We start from the raw sequence: 24,068 nt of genomic DNA, 5'->3' as shown, positions 1-24,068 counted from the left end.
ATTAGCGCTGACAGGTGGGACAAAAGTAAGTGGAGCGCTGACCTTGCACGATCTGTCTGATCGGCGTGCCGCACACGCGGCACGGCTGCCCCGCGCGGTCATAGACGAAATAATCGAGCTGGAAGTACCCGCTTTCGCCATCGCTGCCGACGAAATCACGCAGCGTGCTGCCGCCTTTCTCGATCGCCGCTGCAAGCGTCACGCGTACCGCATCTGCCAACAAGCCGTAACGTACGAGCGAGACGCGGCCTGCCGCAATGGTGGGCCGGATACCCGCGCGAAAGAGGCTTTCGGATGCATAGATATTTCCCACGCCGACCACGATTTCGCCGGCCAGCAGAGCTTGCTTCACCGACACCTTGCGCCCGCGCGTGAGCCGGTGCATGAGCGCGCCTGAGAATGCGGGCGAAAACGGCTCAACGCCAAGACTCGCAAGCAACGGATGATCGAGCACGTCGCCGGCTTCACGCGGATGCCACAGCACCGCGCCGAAGCGTCGCGGATCGCGGAAGCGCAGAATGAAATCGTCGAAAATCCAGTCGACGTGGTCGTGCTTCGCCGCAGCCGGAGGATGCGGCACATGACGCAATACACGCAGTGTGCCGGTCATGCCAAGATGCACGATGAACCACCCGGCGTCGATTTCGAACAGCAGATATTTGCCGCGCCGCTCGACGTTGCGCACGACGTGCCCTCGCAAGGTCTTCGCAAGGTCCGCGGGAATCGGCCACCGCAGCGCGGGCGTACGGACATCGACGCGCTGCACCTTGCGGCCGGACACATACGGCTCGATACCTCGTCGGGTAACCTCAACTTCTGGCAGCTCTGGCATGTCTAACTGGTCTGCAACTTGCGTGAGTGATTGTGCGCGTATTGTAGCGAGCGCGTTACAATCGTCCGAAACATTGAACGGATTTCCATGAACTTGTCCTTCGTGAAGCTGTTTTCGAAGCGCCCGGCTAGCGCGTCCCGCGTGCCGCACGCAGTGTCCGCGCGGCGCTCGCTGGGCGTGGCCGCGCTCGCGCTCTGGGCGTTCGCCGCGCTGCCCGCGCACGCGCAGGACCCATCGCCGGAGTCGGACGATACCTCGGTCACGCTGTCCGACCCGCTCGGCCCGCCGTCAGCGGAAGAACAGAAAGCGCTGCCGAACGTGCAACTGACGAGCCAGATCGTATTCCAGGTGCTCGCCGCCGAAGTCGCGCTGCAGCGCAATCAGCCTGCGCCTGCTTATCAGACGTATCTCGCGCTCGCGCGCGACACGCACGATCCGCGCATGGCGCAGCGCGCCACTGAAATCGCACTGGCCGCGCAAAGTCCGTCGGACGCGCTGGCGGCCGCGCAATTGTGGCAGCAGTATGCGCCGAGCTCGGAGCGCGCCGCACAACTCGACGCGTCGCTGCTGGTACTGTCAGGCAAGCCGGATGACGCGGCGCCGCTACTTGCGCGTGAGCTCGAGAAGGTGCCCGCGCAGAATCGCGGCAGCGCAATCCTTGCGCTCCAGTTGCTGATTTCTCGCGGACCGAATCGCATCGGCGGCCTGCATGTGTTGCAGGACCTGCTAAAGAACGATATGAACCGGCCGGAAGCGCAGCTGGCCGTCGCACGTCAGCAACTCGTTTCCAATGACGCGCCGGGTGCTCGCAAGTCGCTGGAACAGGCGCTCGCGCTTAAGCCTGACTATTTGCCCGCCGCGCTGATGTTGTCGCAAATGGGCCCCGAGGAACGCAAGGAAGGAATTGCGTCGCTCGAAAAATACGTGCAGCAAAACCCGAAATCGCATGACGCGCGTCTCGCGCTCGCTCAAATGTATCTGGCGAGCGACCGCCTGGACGACGCGCAAAAGCAGTTCGAGATCATGCACAAGGCGAATGCGAACGACCTCACGCCGCTCATGGCGCTCGCGCTCATCAAGATCCAGCAGAAGAATTTCAACGAGGCGCAAACCTATCTCACGCAGTACGCGCAGCAAGCCGAGAAGACGCCTGGCGCGGACGCGGGGCAAGCGTATATCTATCTCGCGCAGTTGTCGCTCGAACAGAAGAACGAAGCGGCCGCCGCCGACTGGCTCGACAAGATTTCGCCGTCGAGCCAGCAGTACATGCCCGCGCAGATCACGCGCGCGCAACTGCTCGCGAAGCAAGGCAAGCCTGACGACGCACGCCGCCAATTGGCTAACCTGCGGCCGGCCGATCCGCGCGACCAGGCGTTGGTCGCACGCACCGACGCAGCCATCCTGTTCGACGCGAAGCGCTACCCTGAGGCGGAAACGCGCCTGCAACAAGCCACGGCGGCATTTCCGGACGACCCGGATCTGAGCTACGACTACGCAATGGCCGCCGAAAAGAACGGCCACTTCGACGTCATGGAAGCGCAGTTGCGCAAGCTCATTCAAACGCAGCCAGACAATCCTCAGGCGTACAACGCGCTTGGCTATTCGCTTGCCGATCGCAATCAGCGTCTCGCGGAAGCGGACAAGCTCGTCGAGAAGGCGTCGTCGCTTGCGCCGAACGACGCGTTCATCATGGACAGCGTCGGCTGGGTCAAGTACCGCATGGGCAATACATCGGACGCGATCAAGGTGCTGCGCAAAGCCTACGACATTCAGCCGAACGCTGAAATCGGCGCGCATCTCGGCGAGGTGCTGTGGAAAGCCGGCGATCAGGACCAGGCCCGCGCCGCTTTCCGCGAAGCTCGCAAGCTCGAACCCAACAACGAAACGCTCGTCAAAACGCTGCAACGTCTTCAGGTGAACGATCTTTGATGCGTATTTCACGTTTCAATTCTTTTCCGTGGGCGCCGCCTCGCGCGGCGCTCGGGCTCGCTGCAGCAGCCGTCGTAACACTGGTGGGCTGCGCCTCGGTGAAACCACAGGGACCGTCCACGTCGAATGCGGCGACTGCGGTGACCACGCAAACGAGCCGTGCTTACCAGGGCCGTTTCGCCGTCCAGTACAACGATCAGAATGGCCAGCAGCGCAACGCGTACGGCAATTTCTCGTGGCAGGAAACGGGCGACACGGTGACCCTGCAATTGCGCAATCCGCTTGGGCAGACGCTCGCGATCGTCACGTCGTCGCCGGCTTCGGCCACGCTTGAATTGCCGAACCGCCAACCGCTCACCGCTGACAACGTCTCCACGTTGATGCAGAACGCGCTCGGCTTCGCACTTCCCGTCGAAGGATTGCGTTACTGGCTGCAGCCTTCGCCCGCGCCCACCTCGCGTGCGAAGACGGAACGGGACCCGGAACAGCCGTCACGCTTCAAGGAAATCACTCAGGACGGCTGGACGATCGACTATCTTGCCTACGCCGAAGCGCCGGCCACTGGCGTAAAACGGGTGAATCTGACGCGCTCGGAGCCGCCGCTCGACATCAAGCTTGTACTGGACCAGTAAAACGCGCGCCTCGCGCTCTTGCCGCTTATTCGGCGCCACCTCGGCGCATGCAGCCTCGACATGATCGAAACGACCGACTCGCTGCGCGATTGCCTCGCGCCGGCGAAACTCAATCTCTTCCTGCACATCACCGGACGCCGGCCGGACGGCTATCACACGCTGCAAACGGTCTTCCAGCTCCTCGACTGGGGCGACACGTTGCACTTCAAGCGTCGCGCCGACGGCCTCATCACGCGTAGCACCGAAATCGCCGACGTGCCCCCCGAACACGATCTCACCGTGCGCGCCGCCACGCTTCTGAAAGCGCATACGGGCTCGCCGGAAGGCGTCGACATCGAAATCGAAAAGCGCCTGCCTATGGGCGCAGGGCTTGGCGGCGGCAGTTCGGACGCCGCCACCACGCTGCTCGCGCTGAACCGGCTTTGGAAATTGAATGTGCCGCGGCTGGAATTGCAGGCGCTGGCGTTGAAGCTCGGCGCCGACGTGCCATTTTTCGTTTTTGGAAAAAATGCGTTTGCCCAGGGTGTCGGTGAAGCTTTAGACGTTGTACAATTGCCGCCGCGTCATTTCCTGGTAGTGACGCCGAGGGTTCATGTTCCGACTGCAGCGATTTTTTCCGAAAAAGCGTTGACAAGAGATTCAAAAGCCCTCACAATTACGGACTTTCCTGCAGAACTCAGCTGCAACACTGAATGGCCAGAAAGCTTTGGCCGTAATGACATGCAGCAGGTTGTCGTCGGAAAGTACGCGGAAGTAGCGCAAGTGCTGCGATGGTTTGAAAACGTTGCGCCGGCGCGGATGTCTGGATCCGGTGCAAGTGTCTTTGCAGCGTTCCGTAGTAAAGCTGAAGCAGAAGCGGTGCAAGCTAAACTGCCAGGCGAATGGAACAGCGCAGTGGCCGCCAGTCTGGAGCAACATCCACTCTTTGCTTTCGCGTCATAGGTTTTGCATCGTCGAACGAAACTCCACGTTCGGCGGAGCTCAAAGTTAGTGTAGGGGAGTCGCCAAGCTGGTTAAGGCACCGGATTTTGATTCCGGCATGCAAAGGTTCGAATCCTTTCTCCCCTGCCAATAATTCTCGCATTTCCCCTCGCCCCCAGCCTGAAGCAGGTGCACGATGAGCAGCCATGACGGCCTGATGGTTTTTACTGGCAACGCAAATCCCGCGCTTGCACAGGAAGTCGTCAAAATCCTCGGTATTCCCCTCGGCAAAGCAATGGTTAGCCGTTTCTCGGACGGTGAAATCCAAGTCGAGATTCAGGAAAACGTGCGTGGCAAAGACGTCTTTGTTCTGCAGTCCACGTGCGCACCGGCGAATGACAACCTGATGGAACTGATGATCATGGTCGACGCGCTCAAGCGCGCATCGGCCGGTCGGATCACTGCAGCCATCCCCTACTTCGGTTATGCACGTCAGGATCGCCGCCCTCGTTCGGCGCGCGTCGCCATCTCGGCGAAAATCGTGGCGAACATGCTGGAAATCGCAGGCGTCGAGCGGATCATCACGATGGATCTGCACGCCGACCAGATTCAAGGCTTCTTCGACATCCCCGTCGACAACATCTACGCTACGCCCGTGCTGCTCGGCGATCTGCGCAAGCAGAACTACGAGAACCTGCTGGTCGTTTCGCCGGACGTCGGCGGCGTGGTGCGTGCCCGGGCGTTGGCGAAGCAGTTGAACTGTGATCTCGCGATCATCGACAAACGCCGCCCGAAGGCGAACGTTGCCGAGGTGATGAACATCATCGGTGAAGTGGAAGGCCGGACCTGCGTGATCATGGACGACATGGTCGACACCGCCGGCACCCTTTGCAAGGCGGCTCAGGTTTTGAAGGAACGTGGCGCGAAGCAGGTTTTCGCTTATGCCACTCACCCGGTTCTGTCGGGCGGCGCCGGCGAGCGCATTGCCGCATCCGCACTCGACGAACTCGTTGTCACGGACACGATCCCGCTCGGTGAAGAAGCCCGCTCGTGCGCGAAGATCCGTTCGTTGACCAGCGCCGGCCTGCTTGCCGAAACGTTCTCGCGGATTCGCCGCGGCGATTCGGTCATGTCGCTGTTTGCTGAAAGTTAAGTATTTGCGAAGGCGCGGTGTATCGCTTCATGCGACACACGCGCTTTTGCACAATCGGCGTGAACGAACGAAGGTTCATGCCGCAGCTCTGGGGCCTCAGCCATAACGGCTTGCGGGCCCCGTTTTTACTGCCTGGTCGCGGGCAGTGCATTGGAGATTCAAGATGAAAGTTGTCGCTTTCGAGCGTTCTTTGCAAGGTACGGGTGCGAGCCGCCGCCTGCGTAACTCGGGCAAGACCCCGGGCATCGTATATGGCGCTGGTGCTGAAACGCAATTGGTCGAACTGGACCACAACGCGCTGTGGCACGCGCTGAAGAAAGAAGTTTTCCACTCGTCGATCCTCGATCTGGAAGTTGGTGGCAAGTCGCAACAGGTTCTGCTGCGCGACGTGCAATATCACCCGTTCCGTCAGCTCGTGCTGCACGTGGACTTCCAGCGTGTCGACGCATCGAAGAAGCTGCACACCAAGGTGCCGCTGCACTTCATGAACCAGGAAAGCAACCCGGCTGTGAAGCTGGCGAGCGCGGTGATCTCGCACGTCGTCAATGAACTGGAAATCGAGTGCCTGCCGTCGGCACTGCCTGAATTCATTGAAGTCGACCTGGCCAAGATCGAAGCTGGTCAATCGGTTCACGCTAAGGACATCCCGCTGCCGGCAGGCGTGTCGCTGGTTGCTCACGTCGAAGCAGAAAACCCGGTGGTCGCTGCTGCAACGATCCCGGCTGGCGCAGTGTCCGAAAGCGACGCCGCCGCTGGTGAAGGCGAAACGCCGGCTGCTTGAGTGCACCTCGCGCAATGAGCAAGTAATCCTCTCGATTCGTTTCAATGAGACGATCGATGTGACCCGCCGAGGTTCGCCCCGGCGGGTTTTTTTTCGGTTATTTCGGCCCGGCCGCGTTTGGCTTACGGGCCAGATGGACCCACGCAATCATGATCAAGCTGATCGTCGGCCTCGGCAATCCGGGCGCTGAATACACTGCGACGCGCCATAACGCTGGCTTCTGGCTGGTGGATCAACTGGCGCGCGAGGCGGGCACGACGCTGCGCGACGAGCGGCGCTTCCATGGCTTCTACGCGAAGGCACGACTCCACGGCGAGGAAGTGCATCTGCTGGAGCCGCAGACTTATATGAACCGCTCGGGTCAGTCCGTCGTCGCGGTGGCGCAGTTCTTCAAGATTCTTCCCGACGAGATCCTCGTCGCGCACGACGAGCTCGACATGCCGCCCGGCAGCGTAAAGCTCAAGCTCGGCGGGGGGAGCGGCGGACATAATGGCTTGAAGGACATCACCGCGCATTTGTCGTCGCAGCAATATTGGCGGCTGCGCATCGGCATCGGGCATCCACGCGACCTGATTCCTGAAAGTGCGCGTGCGGGCGCCAAGCCCGACGTCGCGAACTACGTGCTGAAACCGCCGCGGCGCGAAGAGCAGGACGTGATCGACGCGTCCATCGAGCGCGCGTTGGCAGTCATGCCGCAGATCATCAAAGGCGAGCTTGAACGGGCAATGATGCAACTGCATCGCAATTCTTAAGCTGTGTTGCTCGGCGGCGCAGGTTGGGATGAAGTAGCGCGGCCTCGTGCCGGAGTAGCAAGAGCGGCCGGAGCGCCAACCCAATCAACCGCATTGCAACGATAGGAGAGCGCTTTGAGCCGATACTGGAGTGACATTGTTCACCGCCTGACGCCGTATGTGCCGGGCGAACAGCCCCTGCTCGCCCATCCGGTCAAGCTGAACACCAACGAGAATCCCTACCCTCCGTCGCCCCGCGTGCTTGAGGCGATTCGTCAGGAACTCGGCGACACGGGCGAGTCGCTGCGCCGCTATCCGGACCCCACCGCGCTCAAGTTGCGCGAAACGGTCGCCGCCTATCACGGCATCCGTGTGGATCAGGTCTTTGCGGGCAACGGCTCAGATGAAGTGCTTGCGCTCACGTTCCAGGCTTTGCTGAAGCACGACAAGCCTTTGCTGTTCCCTGACATCACGTACAGCTTCTATCCCACGTACGCGAGACTTTTCGAGGTCGCCTACCAGACGATTCCGCTCGACGACAGCTTCGCGATCAACGTCGACGACTACGCCGTTGCGAACGGCGGCATCCTGTTTCCGAACCCGAACGCGCCTACCGGACGTCCATTGCCGCTTGCCGATATCGAGCGTCTCGTAACAAAAAACGCTGATTCCGTTGTGGTAATCGACGAGGCCTATGTGGACTTCGGAGCCGAATCGGCGATCCGACTGGTCGATCGTTATCCGAATCTGCTCGTCGTGCAGACAGTGTCCAAGTCGCGCTCGTTGGCTGGCATGCGCGTCGGCTTCGCCTTTGGCAACGCGGAACTGATCGACGCGCTCAATCGTGTCAAAGACAGCTTCAATTCGTATCCGCTCGACCGCCTCGCACAAGTCGCCGCCCGAGCGGCTTACGAAGACGACCGGTGGTTTCGCGACACCTGTGCAACAGTGATTGCAAGCCGAGAGCGACTGAGCGCCGGGCTAACGGCGTTAGGTTTCGATGTCGTGCCGTCGGCAGCTAATCTGCTGTTCGCGTGCCACGAAGCGTACGACGCGGCAATGCTCGTGTCTCTCCTTCGTGAAAGAGAGATTTTCGTGCGCCACTTCAACGCACCGAGAATCGACCAGCACCTGCGCATTTCGGTCGGTACCGACGCGGAATGCAGCCTTCTGCTCGACGCATTGCGCGACATATTCAGCGCTTACATCGGCTGAGCGGATCTGCGCAAAAAAAACGGCGAGGCTGGTGCCTCGCCGCTTCACACTCCACCGCAAAAACATCACGCGCTCTTTGCCGCCTGCAATGCGTGATATTTCGCCATCAAGCCTTCCGGCGTTTCGAGGTGCTCGGGATCGCGCGGAATGCACTCGACCGGGCACACCTGGATGCACTGCGGTTCGTCGAAATGACCGACGCACTCAGTGCACTTCTTCGGGTCAATCACGTAGATTTCCGGGCCCATCGAAATCGCGTCGTTCGGGCACTCGGGCTCGCACACGTCGCAATTGATGCACTCGTCGGTAATCATCAAGGCCATACTTCTCTCACTTCGCGCCGGCCGGAGCCGGCTTTGATCCGTCAAACCGACAGTTTACGCCGGTTACGGCTGCGCCGCCGAAGCACCGTTATCCGGGTCCAACGCCGCAACCTTCTCCTTCAGCCATTTTTCGACCGACGGAAAAACGAACTTGCTCACGTCGCCGCCCAGCTGCGCGATCTCGCGCACGATCGTGCCCGAAATGAACTGGTACTGATCGGACGGCGTCATGAACATGGTTTCGACGTCCGGCAACAGATAGCGGTTCATACCGGCCATCTGAAACTCATACTCAAAGTCGGACACCGCGCGCAGCCCGCGCACGATCACTCGCGCGTTGTTGCTGCGAACGAAGTCCTTCAGCAGCCCTTTGAAGCTCATGACCTGAACATTCGGGTAATGGCCCAGCACTTCATGAGCGATATCGAGCCGCTCTTTCAGCGTAAAGAACGGCTTTTTGTTGCGGCTGTCGGCGACGCCGACCACCAGCGTGTCGAAGATGCTCGACGCGCGCCGAACGAGGTCTTCGTGACCGCGCGTTAGCGGATCGAACGTGCCCGGGTACACGGCGACTACCATGAGATTTCTCCTCTCTTCAGACAGATGGGCACGTCAAAGCGTCCACGCGACGCATTTGGCACCGGCCGCGCGCGTGACGGAGAACCGTCCGGCGCTTGTTATGGAAGGCGCATTATTCCTCATTTTCGCGCTGCAGCAAATGGAAGTGGACAGCGCCCGCTTTGCCCTGCCGCACGATTTCCCACCCGGCAAGCGCTTCGTTCGCGCCGGGCTCAATCGCCACGCCAGCTTCCACATACAGGAAACCGTCGTCGCTCACGAGCGGAGCCGCCAGCGCGAGCGCTTTGTCCAGTACATCCGAGCCAAACGGCGGGTCGAGGAATACCACGTCGAACGAACCGGGCGGCAGACTCGCTGCAAGACGCAAACCGTCGGCCTCGGCAATTTCGATCATGCGCGCCCCGAGTCGTTCCTGGTTAGCCCGCAACTGGCTCGCCGCTCGCGAGTTACGCTCGACCATCAGTACGCGTGCGGCGCCGCGCGACGCCGCTTCGAAGCCGAGCGCGCCGCTGCCGGCAAACAGATCGAGGCAGCGCTGACCATCCAGACGTTGCCCGAGCCAGTTGAACAGCGTTTCGCGGACCCGGTCCGGCGTGGGGCGCAAGCCGTCGAGGTCGAGCACGGGCAGCGGTGTGCGTTTCCAATCGCCGCCAATAATCCGGATGGCGTGCGGCTTGCCGCCTTTAGAGGAAGCGCCATGGGCGCGGGAAGAGGCTGAACGGGGCATGCAGTTTTGATCGCGTTGACAGAAGCGTCCGCTGCATCGAAGCAAGCGGACCGGAGCGCCAACGTTACCACAGGGGCGCGACGCGTCCAGCCTGGCCGTTCGGCCTATACAACGTGCGACGGCGCGCCTGATAAAATGTGCGGCTTCCAGCGCCTTGCATCCCGCATCGCAACGCTGCCTGCCGCTTTCGCCGGTGCTGTACCGGCCGCGCGCATCGGCGCGCGCTCTCACCACGCCAGATCATGTTCAGCTTTTTCAAACGATTCAAGGGTTCGAAAGAGTCCGAAAACGCGCCAGACGAATCGCAAATCGCGCCTGAGGGGCTAATCGACGAGCCGGCTGCAGCGCCGGCCGAGCCGCCTGTGCCCGCGAAAGCCGGGACGGCCGCAAGTGCCAGCGTGCCGGCGAACATTGTGTCGCCGCCCGCCGCCTCGCCCGAACCGCAGCCCCAGCCCGATTTCGAGGAATCGACGCTAGAGACCGTCGAAATCGTGCCTCCGCCGTTGCAGGATGCGACCGCGAAACGCTCGTGGCTGACTCGCCTGAAAACCGGCTTGTCGAAGACCAGTTCGAGCCTCACCGGCATTTTCGTCGGCACCAAGATCGACGAGGATCTTTACGAAGAACTGGAAACAGCGCTGCTCATGTCCGACGCGGGCGTCGACGCAACCGAATTCCTGCTTGAAGCGCTCCGCGAGAAGGTACGCACCGAGCGTCTTACGGAGCCGCAACAGGTCAAGACGGCGCTGCGCACGCTACTGGTCGAGTTGCTCAAGCCGCTCGAAAGCTCGCTCATGCTCGGACGCGCGCAGCCGCTCGTCATGATGATTGCGGGCGTCAACGGCGCGGGCAAGACGACGAGCATCGGCAAGCTCGCCAAGCATCTGCAAAGTTTCAACCAGTCGGTGCTGCTTGCCGCCGGCGACACGTTCCGCGCCGCCGCGCGCGAGCAGTTGGCAATCTGGGGGCAACGCAACAACGTCACCGTGGTGTCGCAAGAAAGCGGCGATCCGGCGGCCGTGATTTTCGACGCGGTCGGCGCCGCGCGGGCGCGCAAGATCGACGTGATGATGGCGGACACGGCCGGCCGTCTGCCTACCCAGTTGCATCTGATGGAAGAGCTGCGCAAGGTCAAGCGCGTGATCGGCAAGGCGCAGGACGGCGCGCCGCACGAGGTGTTGCTCGTGATCGACGCCAATACCGGGCAGAACGCGCTTGCGCAGGTCAAGGCTTTCGACGACGCGCTCGGCTTGACCGGCCTGATCGTCACCAAGCTCGACGGTACGGCCAAAGGCGGCATCCTTGCAGCCATCGCGCGCCAGCGACCCATCCCGGTGTACTTCATCGGCGTTGGCGAAAAAGTGGAGGACTTGCAGCCTTTCAGCGCTGAAGAGTTCTCCGACGCATTGCTAGGCGGCTAAGCGGAAGCCACGCCACTATCGGCGCGTCGCCGGCAAGTCACAAAAAAAGGGCACTCTCCGGAGTGCCCTTTTCACACCGGCAACGCGGTGCGGCTCATTCGGCGTCTGGTTGCACGCCGGGCGCGGCCCGCGCGAATGCGTCGATTTGCATCGCGTGGTCGTAGATGCGCTGTATGGTCGGATATTTCGACGTATCGACGTTGAAGCGCTGCGCGTTGAACACCTGCGGGATCAGGCACGCGTCCGCGAGTGTCGGTTCGTCGCCGAAACAAAGCTTGCCGGTGCGCGCGTCGCTCCCAAGGTGAGCCTCCAGCGTCGCAAAGCCTGTGTCCACCCAGTGCCGGTACCAGGCGTCTTTCGCGTCGTTCTCCACGCACAGCGTGTGTTTCAGATATTTCAGCACACGCAGATTGTTGAGCGGATGAATCTCACACGCCACCTGCAACGCGAGCGAGCGCACATATGCACGGTCGGCAGGCGCCTTCGGCAAAAGCGGCGGCTCTGGATGCGTTTCCTCCAGATATTCGATGATGGCGAGCGACTGCGGCATCACCTCATGGCCGTCGATCAACGTGGGCACGATGCCGTCCACGTTGACCGCGCGATATTCCGGCTTCAGCTGCTCCCCACCATCCCGCACGAGATGTACCGGCACATACTCGTACGGCAGGTTCTTCACGTTGAGCGCGATCCGCACCCGATACGACGCCGAGCTGCGAAAATAGCTGTAGAGCTTCATGTCGTTGTCTCCTCCCAAAACTACCTCAGACGACGCGCACGCTGAATTCGCCCAGTCCGTCCACGCCGCCTTTCATCAGATCGCCCTGCACCACCGCGCCGACGCCTTCTGGCGTGCCGGTGAAAATCAGATCGCCCGGCTGCAACTCGAACAACGTCGAAAGGTAGGCAATGGTCTCGCCCACGGACCAGATGAGTTGCGACACGTCCGAGCGTTGCTTCTCGTCACCGTTCACGGACAGCCAGATCGCGCCCTTGCCAATGTGGCCGACGCTCGACACCGGATGAATCGGGCCGAGCGGCGCGGATTGATCGAAACCCTTTGCGGTGTCCCACGGACGACCCAGCTTCTTCGCCTCGGCCTGCAGGTCGCGGCGCGTCATGTCGAGACCGAGCGCGTAGCCGTAGATGTGATCCAGCGCGCTGTCCGCGGAGATATTTTTGCCGCCTTTACCGACCGCCGCGACGAGCTCCATCTCGAAGTGGACGTTTTTAGACAGCGTCGGATACGGGAATTCGCCGGTCTCGCCCGGCGCGACATACAGGACGGCATCCGCCGGCTTGCTGAAGAAAAACGGTGGCTCGCGGTCGGGATCATGACCCATCTCGCGGGCATGCGCCTCGTAATTGCGGCCGACGCAATAAATGCGACGCACAGGGAACTGCTCGCTGGACCCGACAACCGGCACTGCGACCACCGGTGCCGGTGCAAATACGTAACTCATCCGGTTCTCCGTTCTTCGATATGAGCCGCAGTGCGGCGATAAAACAGCGAGTGTAACGCGCGGTAGAACGCGACGCGCGCAAGTCCGGCAAGGGTTCCGGACAGCGGCGCGTCAATGCGCGCGTCTCGCCGGACGGCCATAGATGCGATACTCACACTAGACAACGTCCCTTGAATACCGTGGCGGCCGCCCCGACGGCGGCACGCCAGCACGTCAATTTGCGCTCATGACAGATTCCGCCGACACCGCCAACCCTTTCCCCTGCGCCCGCTTCATCAAGGAAATCGGCCGCGGGCCGAACGGAGCCCGCGCGCTCACCGCCGAGGATACGCGCGCGCTCTACACCGCCATGCTCGACGGCCGCGTCGGTGAACTGGAACTGGGCGCGGTGCTGCTCGCTTATCGTGTGAAAGGCGAAACCGCCGACGAACTCGCGGCGATGCTGGCAGGCGCCCATGCGTCGTTCGAGCCGGTTCATCTGCGTCCCGGCGAGTTCCGGCCAGTGTCGATCCCCAGCTACAACGGCGCGCGCAAGCAGCCGAACCTCGTGCCGCTGCTTGCGCTGCTGCTGGCGCGTGAAGGGGTGCCGGTTCTCGTGCACGGCATTACCGATGATCCTGGCCGCGTGACGAGCGCCGAAATTTTCACGCATCTGCGGATACCGCACGCAGCCTCGCACGACGACATTGAAGACGGCCTCGCAGAGCGCCGGCTCGCGTTTGCGCCGATCGACGTGCTCGCGCCAAAGCTTGCACGTCTGCTCGCGCTGCGGCGGCGCATGGGCGTGCGCAATTCGACGCATACGCTCGTCAAGATTCTCCAGCCATTTGCGCCCGCCGGGCTGCGTCTCGTGAACTACACGCATCCGCCGTATCGGGACAGCCTCACGCAGCTATTTAGCACTCATCCCGACGCGGCGGCCGGCGGCGCTTTGCTCGCGCGCGGCACGGAGGGCGAAGCAGTCGCCGACACCCGGCGTCAGGTGCAGGTGGACTGGTTGCACGACGGGATCTGTGAGACGCGAGTGCCGCACGAGCGCTCGTCGCGCGACGCACCCGAGGTCGAGTTGCCCGAAGCGCGCGACGCCGCGACGACAGCGGCATGGATCGGCGCCGTGCTGCGCGGCGAGGCGCCCGTGCCAAGCGCGATAGAGAGGCAAGTCGAGTTGATTGCCGACGTCGCGCGAACGCCCGCGCACTGAGGCTCACTCAATAGCGCAACGCGTCGCCTGCCATGCAATGAGGCGCCACTGGCCGTCTTCCTGCGTGTGGATCGCCGTGTAGGCAATCGGAAAAAGCAGTGCGCCGCTATTCGCTTCCATCTCGATCAGCGCGCGGCCGGTCACGACGCAGGTTTCGCGGCCGACCGGCAGCACATCTTGCGACTGCACTTCGATTTGCCGATAGCGGCGGCGCCCCGCGGTAATGCCGTCGATGAACTGCCGCTTCGTCTCGCGCTTGCCGTTCGTGTGCACGTAGCTCACGTTCTCTGCGAGCAGCGCGTCGAGCGATTGACCGTCGCCGTCGACCATCGCGCGGAAGCGTTCGCGTTCCAGCCCGCGGATCGCTTCGATTGTCTTTGCCGCCATTGCTCAGCCCCTTGCACCGGTGAGCCAGACGCGGCCACGGTCGTCAGAAGTTATATTGCAGGTATAGCTGGTGGAAATTTATACCAGGATTCGGCTCTTTGATACCGCCATTCGAAACATGCTGGAAGCGGTAGCCTGCCTGATACTGCTGATGACCGCCGAACTGCATGCCCACGCCCGCCATATCGGCGAACTGGAACGCAGTGGACAGTGTGAAAGTCGAAGAAATTCTCGGGCTCGACAACAAGCGCACACCCACGCCTGCCTCGACGAAAGGCCGGATAGACCCGGACCCTTTAATGAAGCGAATGATAGGCGTCACACCGATCTCGCCGATGTTCTCATGCACATTGCCTTCGTTCGTGTGCCACCAGGCAACGTGGGCCTCGCCGATCAGCGCGAAATGCCAGTCGCCGACCTGCCACCACGTGAGATTCGGGTCCCACACGAGGCCGAGGTCGAGTTTTTTGACATGATGATCTCCCAGAGCCCCGGTGACCTGGACTCCGAACTGGTCGGCGGCAGCAACGCCGGAAAGAGTAAGCAGCAGAGCCGCGCATGCAGCTTTTAGAGCCAGACCACGGAAGACATTCTTTTTGTTGTCCATCTGATACCCGAGCTCAGCAAGTTGAACATTCTGTAACAGTTTGCGTATTCTAAAGACAATCTCGCGGCGGTGGATCCTGTTAAGAAATTTAAATTTTCGCAATTACATACATCATAAATTGAAAAAATCGGTCGAAAGTAAGAATGAATGGACTTTGTCAGGTAATTTCTACGGCACCAGCGCTGGCCGCCAAAGGCGAGTATGATGGCTATTGAAACTTGAATTTCAATAGGAAACAACGGAACTTGGAAGTCCCTATGGGCTCTAAGTATTAGCACTCGGAAATCGAGAGTGCTAACATCCAACGCTGGAGTCGTTACCTGAACAAGCTTTTGCCTGATTCCAAAGGAGTTTTAAACGTGAGCCATGCTTTGACCCTTCCGAGTACTCTGAGCCCGTCGTCGGCTAAGGCCGCTCCGGCAGGTGCGCTGGCGCTCTCGCATTCCTCCCTGCTGCCCGGTCAACTGGGCAACATCGACGCCTACATCCAGGCCGTAAATCGGATTCCGATGCTGACGCCGGCAGAAGAACGCCAGTTCGCCACAGAATTCCGCGAGCACGACAACCTCGAGGCTGCACGCCGCCTCGTGCTGTCGCACCTGCGGCTGGTCGTCTCAATCGCGCGCAACTATCTGGGCTATGGGTTGCCGCACGCCGACCTGATCCAGGAAGGCAACATTGGCCTGATGAAGGCCGTGAAGCGCTTCGATCCAGAGCAGAACGTACGTCTCGTGTCGTACGCCATGCATTGGATCAAGGCCGAGATCCACGAATACATCTTGCGCAACTGGCGCATGGTGAAGGTCGCCACAACCAAAGCGCAGCGCAAGCTGTTCTTCAATCTGCGCAGCCACAAACAAGGCTTGGGCGCTTTCACGCCGGACGAGATCGAAGGTCTCGCCAAAGAGTTGAACGTCAAGCGCGAAGAAGTAGCCGAGATGGAAACGCGCCTCTCTGGCGGCGACATCGCGCTGGAAGGCCAGGTTGAAGACGGCGAAGAGTCGTATGCGCCGATCGCGTATCTCGCCGACTCGCACAGCGAGCCGACCGCGGTACTGGCCTCGCGTCAACGCGACAAGCTGCAAAGCGACGGTATCGCGACGGCACTGGAGGCACTCGACGCCCGTAGCCGCCGCATCATCGAAGCTCGCTGGCTGAAGGTGGAAGACGACGGTTCGGGCGGCTCGACGCTGCACGAACTGGCCGACGAGTTCGGCGTATCGGCTGAGCGTATCCGTCAGATCGAAGCTAGCGCAATGAAGAAGATGCGCGGTGCGCTGACCGAATACGCGTAACGCTCGTCAACGGTCAGATCGGCGCGGTGCAAGCCGGTTAGCCCAAAAAGAAGCACTGAAGTCAGAAGCCCTGCCTCGCAAGACGGCGGGGCTTTTTTATGCGTCGTTCCCGCGCTGAGACAAATGAGCACGCGCGCCAGCTGCGCGAGAAGGGTCGGCGTACACCACGCTAACGAGTAGTTTGTCCGGCATGGCGCCGGTAAACGCAAATCGGCACCTCGAATCGAGGTGCCGCTTTCTTATTGCGCTGCCGGTCGGGCGTTCAGTTGACCCGCGCTAACCGCATCGCCGTATCGCGTGGCATGCAGCGCCTTAAGCGCTTCTCCGCCGCGCCTGTTCGGTCACGCAGGCAAAGGCGCCGCCCCGCCGCTGGCCGGCATGCGCGCTGCCAGTGCTTCTGCGTAACGCCGCGCCGCATCGCCGACGACGATATGGAACGTATCCGCCGCGACCCACGCCGTGTCGAGCGTCGCGAGACGCTGACGATCCACTGCCGACGGATCCTGAACGACGATACGCAGACGCGTCGCCGCCACTGCGTCGAGCGACTTCACGTTGCCGGCGCCGCCAAACACCGCCAGCCAGCGCAATGGATCGGGATCGAGCGGACCGCTTGCGGCAGCCGAAGCACCACCCGCACCGCCCGTCGCCGCCGAAGTTGCAGCCGGGGTCGAAATCGCAGCCGGCACAGCAGCGGAGGCAGCCGGCTTCACCGCACCTGCATCGTTGCCATCCCGCTCCATCGCAGTGCGAATTTCATCAGCGATGATGTCCGCTTCCGGTCCGATAATGACTTGCACGTTCGTCGCGCCGCGCTTGAGCACGCCGCGCGCGCCGATGGTCTTCAGTTCGTTCTCCGACACTTTGCTGGAGTCAACGACGGACAGACGCAGACGAGTCGTGCACGCATCCACCACCGAGAGATTCGCCGCGCCGCCGAGCGCCGCGATATAACGCTGCGCGCGCGGGACGGCAGCGCCGGCCACGGGCGAAACGAAACCGCCGGCCGCGAACGAATCGACTTGCTCGTCGGCAGCGGCGGGTTCGCGGCCCGGCGTCGCCATGTTGAACTTGCGGATGAAGAAGCGGAACAGCCCGTAGTACACCACCGCATACACGATGCCGACCGGAATGGCCAGCCAGCCCTTGGTCGAAAGACCGTAGTTCAACACGTAGTCGATCGCGCCCGCGGAGAACGTGAAGCCGAGGTGAATGCCGAGCGCCGAACAGATTGCGAGGGCAAGACCCGTCAACAGCGCATGGATCACGTACAGCACCGGCGCGAGGAACATGAAGCTGAACTCGATCGGCTCCGTGACGCCCGTCAGAAACGACGTAAGCGCCATCGAAAACAGTAGACCGCCCACGATCGCGCGGCGCTCCTTCGGCGCTTCATGGAACATCGCGAGACATGCGGCCGGCAAGCCGAACATCATGACCGGGAAGAAGCCCGTCATGAACGTTCCGGCAGTCGGATCGCCGGCGAAGAAGCGATGCAGGTCGCCCGTCACAGCGGCGCCGCCCGGCGGCGTAAAGGTGCCGAACACGAACCACGTCAGCGAATTCAGGATGTGATGCAAACCCGTCACGAGCAGCAGCCGGTTCAGCACGCCGAACACGAACGCGCCGAGCGCGCCCGCCGTGGTCAGCCAATGGCCGGCTGTATCGATTACGCTTTGCACCGGTTGCCATACATAGCCGAACAGAATGCCGAGCGCGAGACAGACCACGCCCGTGACAATCGGCACGAAGCGTTTCCCTCCGAAGAACGCCAGGTAGTCGGGCAGCTTGATGTCCTTGTAGCGGTTGTACAGCAAGCCGGCCACGATACCCGCCACGATCCCGGACAACACGCCCATGTTGAGCTTGTCGTTGATGTCCTTCATCACCGCGACTTCGATCAGATAACCGATCGCGCCCGCGAGACCCGCGACGCCGTTGTTATCTTTCGCGAAGCCGACCGCCACGCCGATTGCAAACAGCAGCGGCAAGTTGTCGAAGATTGCGCCGCCGGCGTCGGCGATCATCTTGATGTTGAACACATCGGGCTGGCCGAGGCGCAGCAGCAGGCCGGCAACCGGCAGCACCGCGATAGGCAGCATCAGCGCGCGTCCCAGGCGCTGAATCTTCAGAAACGGATTCCCATCCATTGATACCTCCAATCCTTGTCTCGTTGTCGACGGACGTCGTTGAAATATGTAGCGCTGCGGACCGTGCGGAGTTCAGTCCAACGGCCACGTTTCGCGGCTTACTGCTCTTACCGCCTGCGCCGATTCGAGCGCCAGCGCATCCTGGGCGCGTTGACGGCACAGTTGATAATCGAGGTTGCGCACCCGCGCCTTGATGCCCGGCACCGAAACCGGGTCCACCGAAAGCTCGGTTACGCCGAGGCCGACAAGCAGCGGCATCGCAAGCGGGTCGCCCGCCAGTGCACCGCATACGCCGACCCATTTGCCATGCTTGCTCGCGCCTTGCACGGTCGCTGCGATTAGCCGCAGCACAGCCGGATGCAGACCGTCGGCCTGTGCGGCGAGATCGGCCTGGCAACGGTCCATGGCAAGCGTGTATTGCGTCAGGTCGTTCGTGCCGATCGACAGGAAATCCGCGTGTTGCGACAGTTGGTCGGCAAGCAGCGCCGCCGACGGCACCTCGATCATCACGCCGACCTCGATCGGTTCCGTGCGGCCCAGCTCGCGAGCGAATTCGTCGATTCGTTTGCGGATTCGAATCAGCTCGCCGACATCGGTCACCATCGGCAGCAAAATGCGCACGGCGCCAAACGGCTTCACGGAGAGCAGGCCGCGCAGCTGGTCGTCGAGCAGGTCCGGACGCACCTGCGCGAGGCGAATGCCGCGCAAGCCGAGCGCGGGGTTCGGCTCCGGCGGCAGCGTGAGGTAATCGACTTCCTTGTCCGCGCCGACGTCGAGCGTGCGGATGATCGCGGTGCGACCGCTCAATGCGTCGACAATGCCCTGATAGCTCTGCCGATGCTCGTCCGTGGTCGGCGCGGCTGCACGGTGAATGAACAGCAGTTCGGTACGCAGCAGGCCGACCGAGTCCGCGCCGTTTTCCACGGCCGTTTTTGCGTCGTCGAGCGTCGCGATGTTCGCGGCGACTTCGATCGCGCGGCCATCGGCCGTGACCGCGGCTTCCTGCGACGTACGGCGATTCGCTTCGCGCACACCCGCGAGGCGGCTGCGCTCGAGCCGCGCGCGCTCGACATCGAGCTCCGTGGGTGCAAACTCCAGCCGACCTGTCGTCGCGTTGACCACGACCTGTGTGCCTTCGGGAATCGCATACAGCGCATCGCCCATGGCCACCAGCGCGGGAATGCCCGCCTGCCGCGCGAGAATCGCCGCATGCGACGTCGCACCGCCGCGCGCCATCACGAGAGCCGTGACACGCGAGCGATCCAATGCGGACAAATCAGATGGCGTGAACTCTTCCGCGGCGAGCACAGCTTCGTCCGGGAGCGTGCGCGCCGCGGCATTCGTATAGCCGAGCGCACGCAGCACGCGTTTCTCGATGTCGCGCAGGTCGGCCGCACGCTCGGCGAGCAACGCGTCTTCGATATTATTAAGGATGGCTATCTGTGCGCGGATCGCCTCGCGCCACGCAAAGCCCGCGCTCTTGCCGAGACTGATCAGATCGCGCGCGGCGTCGAGCAGCGTGGGGTCTTCAAGCAACACACGATGTACCGCGAAAATACCCGCCTCGCCGACCGCGCCGCGTTGCGACGCGTCGCGCACCGTCGTGCCGAGGTCGGCGTCGACGGTCGCAATCGCCTTGTCGAGCAGACGGCTTTCCGCAGCCGACGTGCCGCTTGCCTGTTCGGGCGGATCGATGTCCGCGTCGTCCCAGCGCACCAGCTTGCCGATCGCCACGCCCGGCGCCGCGCAGACACCGGCGAGCGTGTTCGGCGCGAGAGTCTCGCCCTCCGCCGGCGTCACGGTTTGCGGCGCGGGCGAACTTTGCCGCGCAGGCTTCTCTTCGGCTTCGCCGTGCGCCTCGCGAGTCAGTTCGTCAGCAATCGCGTCTACTGCGGCGCGGGCTTGCGGACCCACACCGAGTAGCTCCACCGTCGCGCCTTGACCCGCGCCGAGTCCCAGCAGTCCAACCACGCTTTCGATTGCCGCCTTGCGCCCGTCGTAACGCACCTCGACACGCGCATCGAAACCGCGCGCCACTTCACGAGCACGCGCTGCCGGCCGCGCATGCAGGCCGCCAGCGTGAACCAGTGTGACTTGCGCGCGCGCTTCTTCAGTCACGCTCGTTGCGCTCAACTGACGAGACGCGTCGGCCGCCGCACCGTCGCGAGGACGCAGCAACAACAGCGGCGTTTCACCCGCCTTCAGCATGCCGCCCTGCGCGCGCTCGACGATTTCGAACGCGTCGGAGTTAGCTATAGCGATGACAGAAACAAGGCTCGGGGCATGCAAGGCGATCTGGTCCTGATCGAACTCGATCAGCACGTCGCCGGCATGCACGTATGCGCCCTGCTCGATCATCGGCGCAAAGCCTTTGCCGTTCAGCTCGACCGTGTCGATACCGATATGCAGCAGAATCTCGGCGCCCTCCGCTGTGGCCAGCGTCACAGCGTGGCCGGTGCGCGCAAGATGGGTGACTGTTCCCTCGCACGGCGCGACGAGTCGGCCCTCGAGCGGATCGACGCCGATCCCGTCGCCGAACATGCCGCCCGAAAACACCGGGTCGGGCACGTCCGCGAGCAGCACGACCGGACCGGTCATCGGCGCCAGCAAAACAATATGGCCTTCAGAATGGCTCATTAAACGGGACTCCTCGACACGTCGCATCTGATTTCTCGTCAGTGAGTTTCGGTGATTTTGTTGAGATGGCGCGGCGCATCGGGATTGCGCCCGCGCGCGCCCGCAAGGCCCGCGGCCATCACGTAAAAGGACAGGATGGCGGCGATCGGATCGAGCGCCGCGTGAGCGGTGGTAGCGAGCGGCAGCGTCGCTTCGGGTACATCGGACGGAGCGGCAAGCAATACGCGGGCGCCGCGAGCCTGCATGTCGCGCGCGAGTTGCAGCAGACCGGCCTGCTCCGGCCCTCGCGGTGCGAACACCAGCAACGGATAGTCGCGGTCGATCAGTTCCATCGGACCGTGCCGCACTTCCGCGCTAGAAAACGCTTCTGCCTGAATGCCGGAGGTTTCCTTCAGCTTCAACGCGGCTTCCTGCGCAATGGCCAAGCCGAGACCGCGCCCGATCACGATCATGCGTTCGATGCCGCGCAATTCGTCGACGGCCTTAGACCAGTCGAGCTTGCCGGCGGTCTGCAACGCGTCGGGCAGCGTATTCAACGCAGCCAGCAGTTCCGGATCGCGCTGCCAATGCGCGACCAGTTGCGCGGAAATCGAGAGCATCGCGATGTAGCTCTTGGTGGCCGCAACGCTCAGTTCAGGACCAGCGACGAGCGGCAGATGCCACTCGCACGCGTCGGCGAGCGGTGAAGCCGGTGCATTGACTGCGGCAACGGTCAACGCGCCCGCCTCGCGCAGCGCCTGCATCGTGCCGACCAGATCAGGACTCTTGCCCGATTGCGAGAACGCCAGTGCAAGCTGATCGCGAACCTGTAGCGGCGCCTGTTGCAGCGTCGCGACCGACATGGGCAGCGACGCGACCGGCACGCCGAGGCGGCTCATCGTCAAGCTTGCGAAGTAACTCGCCGCATGGTCGGAACTGCCGCGCGCGACCGTCAACGCGACATGACGAGGTTGTTGCGCGAGCCGGGCGGCCAAGGCCTCGACGCGCGAGGTGTCCGTGAGTTGCGCGGCGACCGTTTCTGCGGACGCCAACGCCTCTTTAAGCATATTCGACAATTGCTTCTCCTTCGACGTACGTCGCGCTCAACGCCAGTTCACGATCGAACACGACGACGTCGGCCCATGCACCGCGCGCGATGCGGCCGCGGTCTTCAATGCCCAGGTAGTCGGCGGCGTAGCGCGACAAACGGTTTGATACATCGGCGATCGGCAGACCGATCGACACCAGATTGCGCAGCGCCTGATCCATGGTCAGGGTGCTGCCGGCGAGCGTGCCGTCGGCGAGACGCACGCCGCCAAGACACTTCGTTACGTGTTGGCTGCCGAGGCGGTATTCGCCGTCGGGCATGCCGGTCGCCGACGTGCTGTCCGTGACCACGTACAGACGCGGAATCGCGCGCAGTGCGGCGCGGATCGCGCCCGGGTGCACGTGCAGCAGGTCGGGAATGATTTCAGCGAATTCGGCATGCGCGAGCGCCGCGCCGACGAGGCCAGGATTGCGGTGATGCAGCGGCGACATCGCATTGAAAAGATGCGTAAAGCCGCACGCGCCGTGTTTGAGCGCGGCAACGGCGTCGTCGTAAGTGCCGAGCGAATGGCCGAGCTGCACGCGCACACCGCGCGCCGCCATCTCCGAGATGATGTCCATATGGCCGGCAATTTCAGGCGCCAGCGTGACGACGCGAATTGGCGCGATGGACAGATACTTGAGCACTTCGTCCATCACGGCAGAGACGGCTGCATCGGGCTGCGCACCCAGCTTGCCTGGGTTGATGTACGGCCCTTCCAGATGCACGCCGAGCACTCGCGAGCAGCCGGGCGTGCGCACGCGCGCGACGTCGCCGAGACCGGCCACCACGCTCATTAGTTCGTCGCGCGGCGCGGTCATGGTGGTAGCCAGCAGACTCGTCGTGCCATAGCGCGCATGGGTGCGTGTGATGGTTTCGATCGCGTTGCCGGCTTCCATCACGTCGGCGCCGCCGCCGCCGTGCACGTGCAGGTCGATGAAGCCTGGCAGGATGTACGGCGCGTCGCTCGTCGCGGGATCGACGCGCTCGCCGGTAATCGCCGTGATGCGGCCGTTTTCGAATTCGAGCGTGCCGTGAATCCACCCGTCGGTGGTGAGTATGTTTCCGGTCAGCATGAGTCTCTCTTGCAAGGCGTGATACGGGGTGTGGCTCAATCGCGCCTGAGCGCGCGGCGCGGGGCGCAGGGGCGCGGCTTACGCGGCCGTACGCCCCACCTGGAAGCGGCGCTCAGGTCCGCAATTCAGCGACGAAGTCGTAGTAGTCGTCGCGGCAATAGGTGTCCGTCAATTCGATTGCGCGCTGGTCGGCGCTATAACCGATACGGGTAATGACCAGCAGCGCCGAGCGCGGTTCGATATCCATGAGTGATGCGATCTCGCTCGAAGCGTTGACCGCCCGAAAGTGCTGCAACGCGCGCACAACCGCTGCGCCGCGTTGCTCCAGATAGCTGTAAAGCGAAACGCCGATTGCCTGCGGATCGGGAACGATGGCGACCGGAAGCGCCGAGTGCTCGACCGCCATCACGATGCCGTCCGCGCGGCGCAGCCGGCGCAAACTCGCCACTGCTGCGCCGGGCGACAAACCGAGGCGCACCAGCTCTTCACGATTGGCGGCGCGGATATCGCGCTCGAGCCAGACCGAGTCCGGACGGAAGCCACGCTGCTGCATCTTCTTGGTGAAGCCGGTGAGCCGCGACAGCGGATCTTCGACGCGTGGCGTGATGAAGCTGCCCGCGCCGCGCGCGCGCCGGATGAGCCCTTGCTCGACCAGCAGTTCGATTGCCTTGCGTGCGGTAATGCGCGACACGCCGATTGCGTCCGAGAGCGTCCGCTCCGAAGGCAACGCTTCACCGGCGGACCACACCCCGCAATGGATCGCGGTCGCCAGATTGCGCGCGAGCTGCAAGTACAGCGGCGTGACGTTGCGAGCGTCAGGCATGAGTGCGGACCAGCGAGTTTCCATGGCGCTCCGGCGGCAGTGGCAGAAGGTTCGGCCTGTAAAAATGAGAGCCCATTATATAACCAACATAATACCAGTCAACGAACTGGTTCTATGCC

The 24,068-nt window shown here is 62.6% G+C and carries 23 protein-coding genes and 1 tRNA gene; 11 read left to right on the top strand and 13 right to left on the bottom strand.

Going from position 1 to position 24,068, the window contains the following annotated elements; translation table 11 throughout:
• Position 1 precedes the first annotated feature (1 nt).
• Positions 2 to 832 (bottom strand): Fpg/Nei family DNA glycosylase, encoded by an 831-nt coding sequence (gene mutM / locus OH764_RS01615; protein WP_498847796.1) that lies wholly within the window; start codon positions 830 to 832, stop codon positions 2 to 4.
• Between the two features lie 87 nt (positions 833 to 919).
• Between mutM and OH764_RS01610 the strand changes: the two genes are divergently transcribed.
• The 8 genes from OH764_RS01610 to hisC all read left to right on the top strand — a co-directional run bounded on the left by OH764_RS01610 (position 920) and on the right by hisC (position 8,194).
• Positions 920 to 2,761, top strand: a complete 1,842-nt coding sequence (locus OH764_RS01610) for a tetratricopeptide repeat protein (protein WP_498847795.1) — start codon at positions 920 to 922, stop codon at positions 2,759 to 2,761.
• Positions 2,761 to 3,393: an outer membrane lipoprotein LolB gene (gene lolB / locus OH764_RS01605; RefSeq protein ID WP_498847794.1), complete on the top strand. Its 633-nt coding sequence runs from the start codon at positions 2,761 to 2,763 to the stop codon at positions 3,391 to 3,393. The genes OH764_RS01610 and lolB overlap by 1 nt, the downstream gene beginning before the upstream one ends.
• 60 nt (positions 3,394 to 3,453) lie before the next feature.
• Positions 3,454 to 4,335, top strand: coding sequence for a 4-(cytidine 5'-diphospho)-2-C-methyl-D-erythritol kinase (gene ispE, locus OH764_RS01600; RefSeq protein WP_204522745.1), 882 nt, complete (start codon positions 3,454 to 3,456; stop codon positions 4,333 to 4,335).
• A 52-nt stretch (positions 4,336 to 4,387) separates the two neighbouring features.
• Positions 4,388 to 4,464, top strand: a tRNA-Gln gene (locus OH764_RS01595).
• A 46-nt stretch (positions 4,465 to 4,510) separates the two neighbouring features.
• Positions 4,511 to 5,467, top strand: coding sequence for a ribose-phosphate pyrophosphokinase (locus OH764_RS01590; protein ID WP_006048037.1), 957 nt, complete (start codon positions 4,511 to 4,513; stop codon positions 5,465 to 5,467).
• A 163-nt stretch (positions 5,468 to 5,630) separates the two neighbouring features.
• A complete protein-coding gene (locus tag OH764_RS01585) occupies positions 5,631 to 6,248 on the top strand; it encodes a 50S ribosomal protein L25/general stress protein Ctc (protein ID WP_020066979.1) in 618 nt (205 codons plus the stop codon).
• Positions 6,249 to 6,397: 149 nt separating this feature from the next.
• Positions 6,398 to 7,000: an aminoacyl-tRNA hydrolase gene (gene pth, locus OH764_RS01580; protein WP_087754772.1), complete on the top strand. Its 603-nt coding sequence runs from the start codon at positions 6,398 to 6,400 to the stop codon at positions 6,998 to 7,000.
• Between the two features lie 114 nt (positions 7,001 to 7,114).
• Positions 7,115 to 8,194, top strand: coding sequence for a pyridoxal phosphate-dependent aminotransferase (gene hisC, locus OH764_RS01575; RefSeq protein WP_498847793.1), 1,080 nt, complete (start codon positions 7,115 to 7,117; stop codon positions 8,192 to 8,194).
• Positions 8,195 to 8,259: 65 nt separating this feature from the next.
• On the opposite strand, the gene OH764_RS01570 is transcribed toward hisC, so the two are convergent.
• From OH764_RS01570 to rsmD, 3 genes are all read right to left on the bottom strand, one after another.
• Positions 8,260 to 8,517 carry a YfhL family 4Fe-4S dicluster ferredoxin gene (locus OH764_RS01570; RefSeq protein ID WP_013337947.1) on the bottom strand — a complete coding sequence of 86 codons (258 nt, stop codon included), beginning with the start codon at positions 8,515 to 8,517 and terminating at the stop codon, positions 8,260 to 8,262.
• Between the two features lie 63 nt (positions 8,518 to 8,580).
• Complete coding sequence (coaD, locus tag OH764_RS01565; RefSeq protein ID WP_020067005.1) at positions 8,581 to 9,096, bottom strand: pantetheine-phosphate adenylyltransferase; 516 nt, start codon at positions 9,094 to 9,096, stop codon at positions 8,581 to 8,583.
• 112 nt (positions 9,097 to 9,208) lie between these two features.
• On the bottom strand, positions 9,209 to 9,823 hold the full coding sequence (rsmD, locus tag OH764_RS01560) for an RsmD family RNA methyltransferase (protein WP_498847792.1): 615 nt from the start codon (positions 9,821 to 9,823) through the stop codon (positions 9,209 to 9,211).
• 242 nt (positions 9,824 to 10,065) lie between these two features.
• Here rsmD and ftsY point away from each other — a divergent pair, with 242 nt between their 5' ends.
• Complete coding sequence (gene ftsY, locus OH764_RS01555) at positions 10,066 to 11,244, top strand: signal recognition particle-docking protein FtsY (RefSeq protein ID WP_498847791.1); 1,179 nt, start codon at positions 10,066 to 10,068, stop codon at positions 11,242 to 11,244.
• Positions 11,245 to 11,338: 94 nt separating this feature from the next.
• Here ftsY and maiA read toward each other — a convergent pair whose 3' ends face one another.
• Together maiA and OH764_RS01545 are read right to left on the bottom strand one after the other, a co-directional pair.
• Complete coding sequence (maiA, locus tag OH764_RS01550; RefSeq protein ID WP_498847790.1) at positions 11,339 to 11,983, bottom strand: maleylacetoacetate isomerase family protein; 645 nt, start codon at positions 11,981 to 11,983, stop codon at positions 11,339 to 11,341.
• A gap of 25 nt (positions 11,984 to 12,008) precedes the next feature.
• Positions 12,009 to 12,707, bottom strand: a complete 699-nt coding sequence (locus tag OH764_RS01545; protein WP_498847789.1) for a fumarylacetoacetate hydrolase family protein — start codon at positions 12,705 to 12,707, stop codon at positions 12,009 to 12,011.
• A gap of 226 nt (positions 12,708 to 12,933) precedes the next feature.
• Between OH764_RS01545 and ybiB the strand changes: the two genes are divergently transcribed.
• Positions 12,934 to 13,908, top strand: a complete 975-nt coding sequence (ybiB, locus tag OH764_RS01540) for a DNA-binding protein YbiB (protein ID WP_498847788.1) — start codon at positions 12,934 to 12,936, stop codon at positions 13,906 to 13,908.
• 3 nt (positions 13,909 to 13,911) lie between these two features.
• Here ybiB and OH764_RS01535 read toward each other — a convergent pair whose 3' ends face one another.
• Positions 13,912 to 14,295: a nuclear transport factor 2 family protein gene (locus tag OH764_RS01535; RefSeq protein ID WP_020067011.1), complete on the bottom strand. Its 384-nt coding sequence runs from the start codon at positions 14,293 to 14,295 to the stop codon at positions 13,912 to 13,914.
• A 43-nt stretch (positions 14,296 to 14,338) separates the two neighbouring features.
• Positions 14,339 to 14,902: an acyloxyacyl hydrolase gene (locus OH764_RS01530; protein ID WP_498847787.1), complete on the bottom strand. Its 564-nt coding sequence runs from the start codon at positions 14,900 to 14,902 to the stop codon at positions 14,339 to 14,341.
• A gap of 359 nt (positions 14,903 to 15,261) precedes the next feature.
• Here OH764_RS01530 and rpoH point away from each other — a divergent pair, with 359 nt between their 5' ends.
• Positions 15,262 to 16,197, top strand: coding sequence for an RNA polymerase sigma factor RpoH (rpoH, locus tag OH764_RS01525; protein ID WP_020067013.1), 936 nt, complete (start codon positions 15,262 to 15,264; stop codon positions 16,195 to 16,197).
• A 341-nt stretch (positions 16,198 to 16,538) separates the two neighbouring features.
• On the opposite strand, the gene nagE is transcribed toward rpoH, so the two are convergent.
• From nagE to OH764_RS01500, 5 genes are all read right to left on the bottom strand, one after another.
• Entirely contained in the window at positions 16,539 to 18,347 is a 1,809-nt protein-coding gene (nagE, locus tag OH764_RS01520; RefSeq protein WP_498847786.1) for an N-acetylglucosamine-specific PTS transporter subunit IIBC, read from the bottom strand.
• A gap of 72 nt (positions 18,348 to 18,419) precedes the next feature.
• Complete coding sequence (ptsP, locus tag OH764_RS01515) at positions 18,420 to 20,984, bottom strand: phosphoenolpyruvate--protein phosphotransferase (RefSeq protein ID WP_498847785.1); 2,565 nt, start codon at positions 20,982 to 20,984, stop codon at positions 18,420 to 18,422.
• 38 nt (positions 20,985 to 21,022) lie between these two features.
• Positions 21,023 to 22,030, bottom strand: coding sequence for an SIS domain-containing protein (locus OH764_RS01510; RefSeq protein WP_498848852.1), 1,008 nt, complete (start codon positions 22,028 to 22,030; stop codon positions 21,023 to 21,025).
• Positions 22,023 to 23,126 carry an N-acetylglucosamine-6-phosphate deacetylase gene (nagA, locus tag OH764_RS01505; protein ID WP_498847784.1) on the bottom strand — a complete coding sequence of 368 codons (1,104 nt, stop codon included), beginning with the start codon at positions 23,124 to 23,126 and terminating at the stop codon, positions 22,023 to 22,025. Before nagA ends, OH764_RS01510 begins: the two co-directional genes overlap by 8 nt.
• 112 nt (positions 23,127 to 23,238) lie before the next feature.
• Positions 23,239 to 23,973 carry a GntR family transcriptional regulator gene (locus OH764_RS01500; protein WP_020067018.1) on the bottom strand — a complete coding sequence of 245 codons (735 nt, stop codon included), beginning with the start codon at positions 23,971 to 23,973 and terminating at the stop codon, positions 23,239 to 23,241.
• Between the last annotated feature and the right edge of the window lie 95 nt (positions 23,974 to 24,068).

Source organism: Burkholderia sp. M6-3 (assembly GCF_050858985.1).
GTDB lineage: Bacteria > Pseudomonadota > Gammaproteobacteria > Burkholderiales > Burkholderiaceae > Paraburkholderia > Paraburkholderia caledonica.
This window is presented reverse-complemented; position numbering and strand designations above follow the sequence as displayed.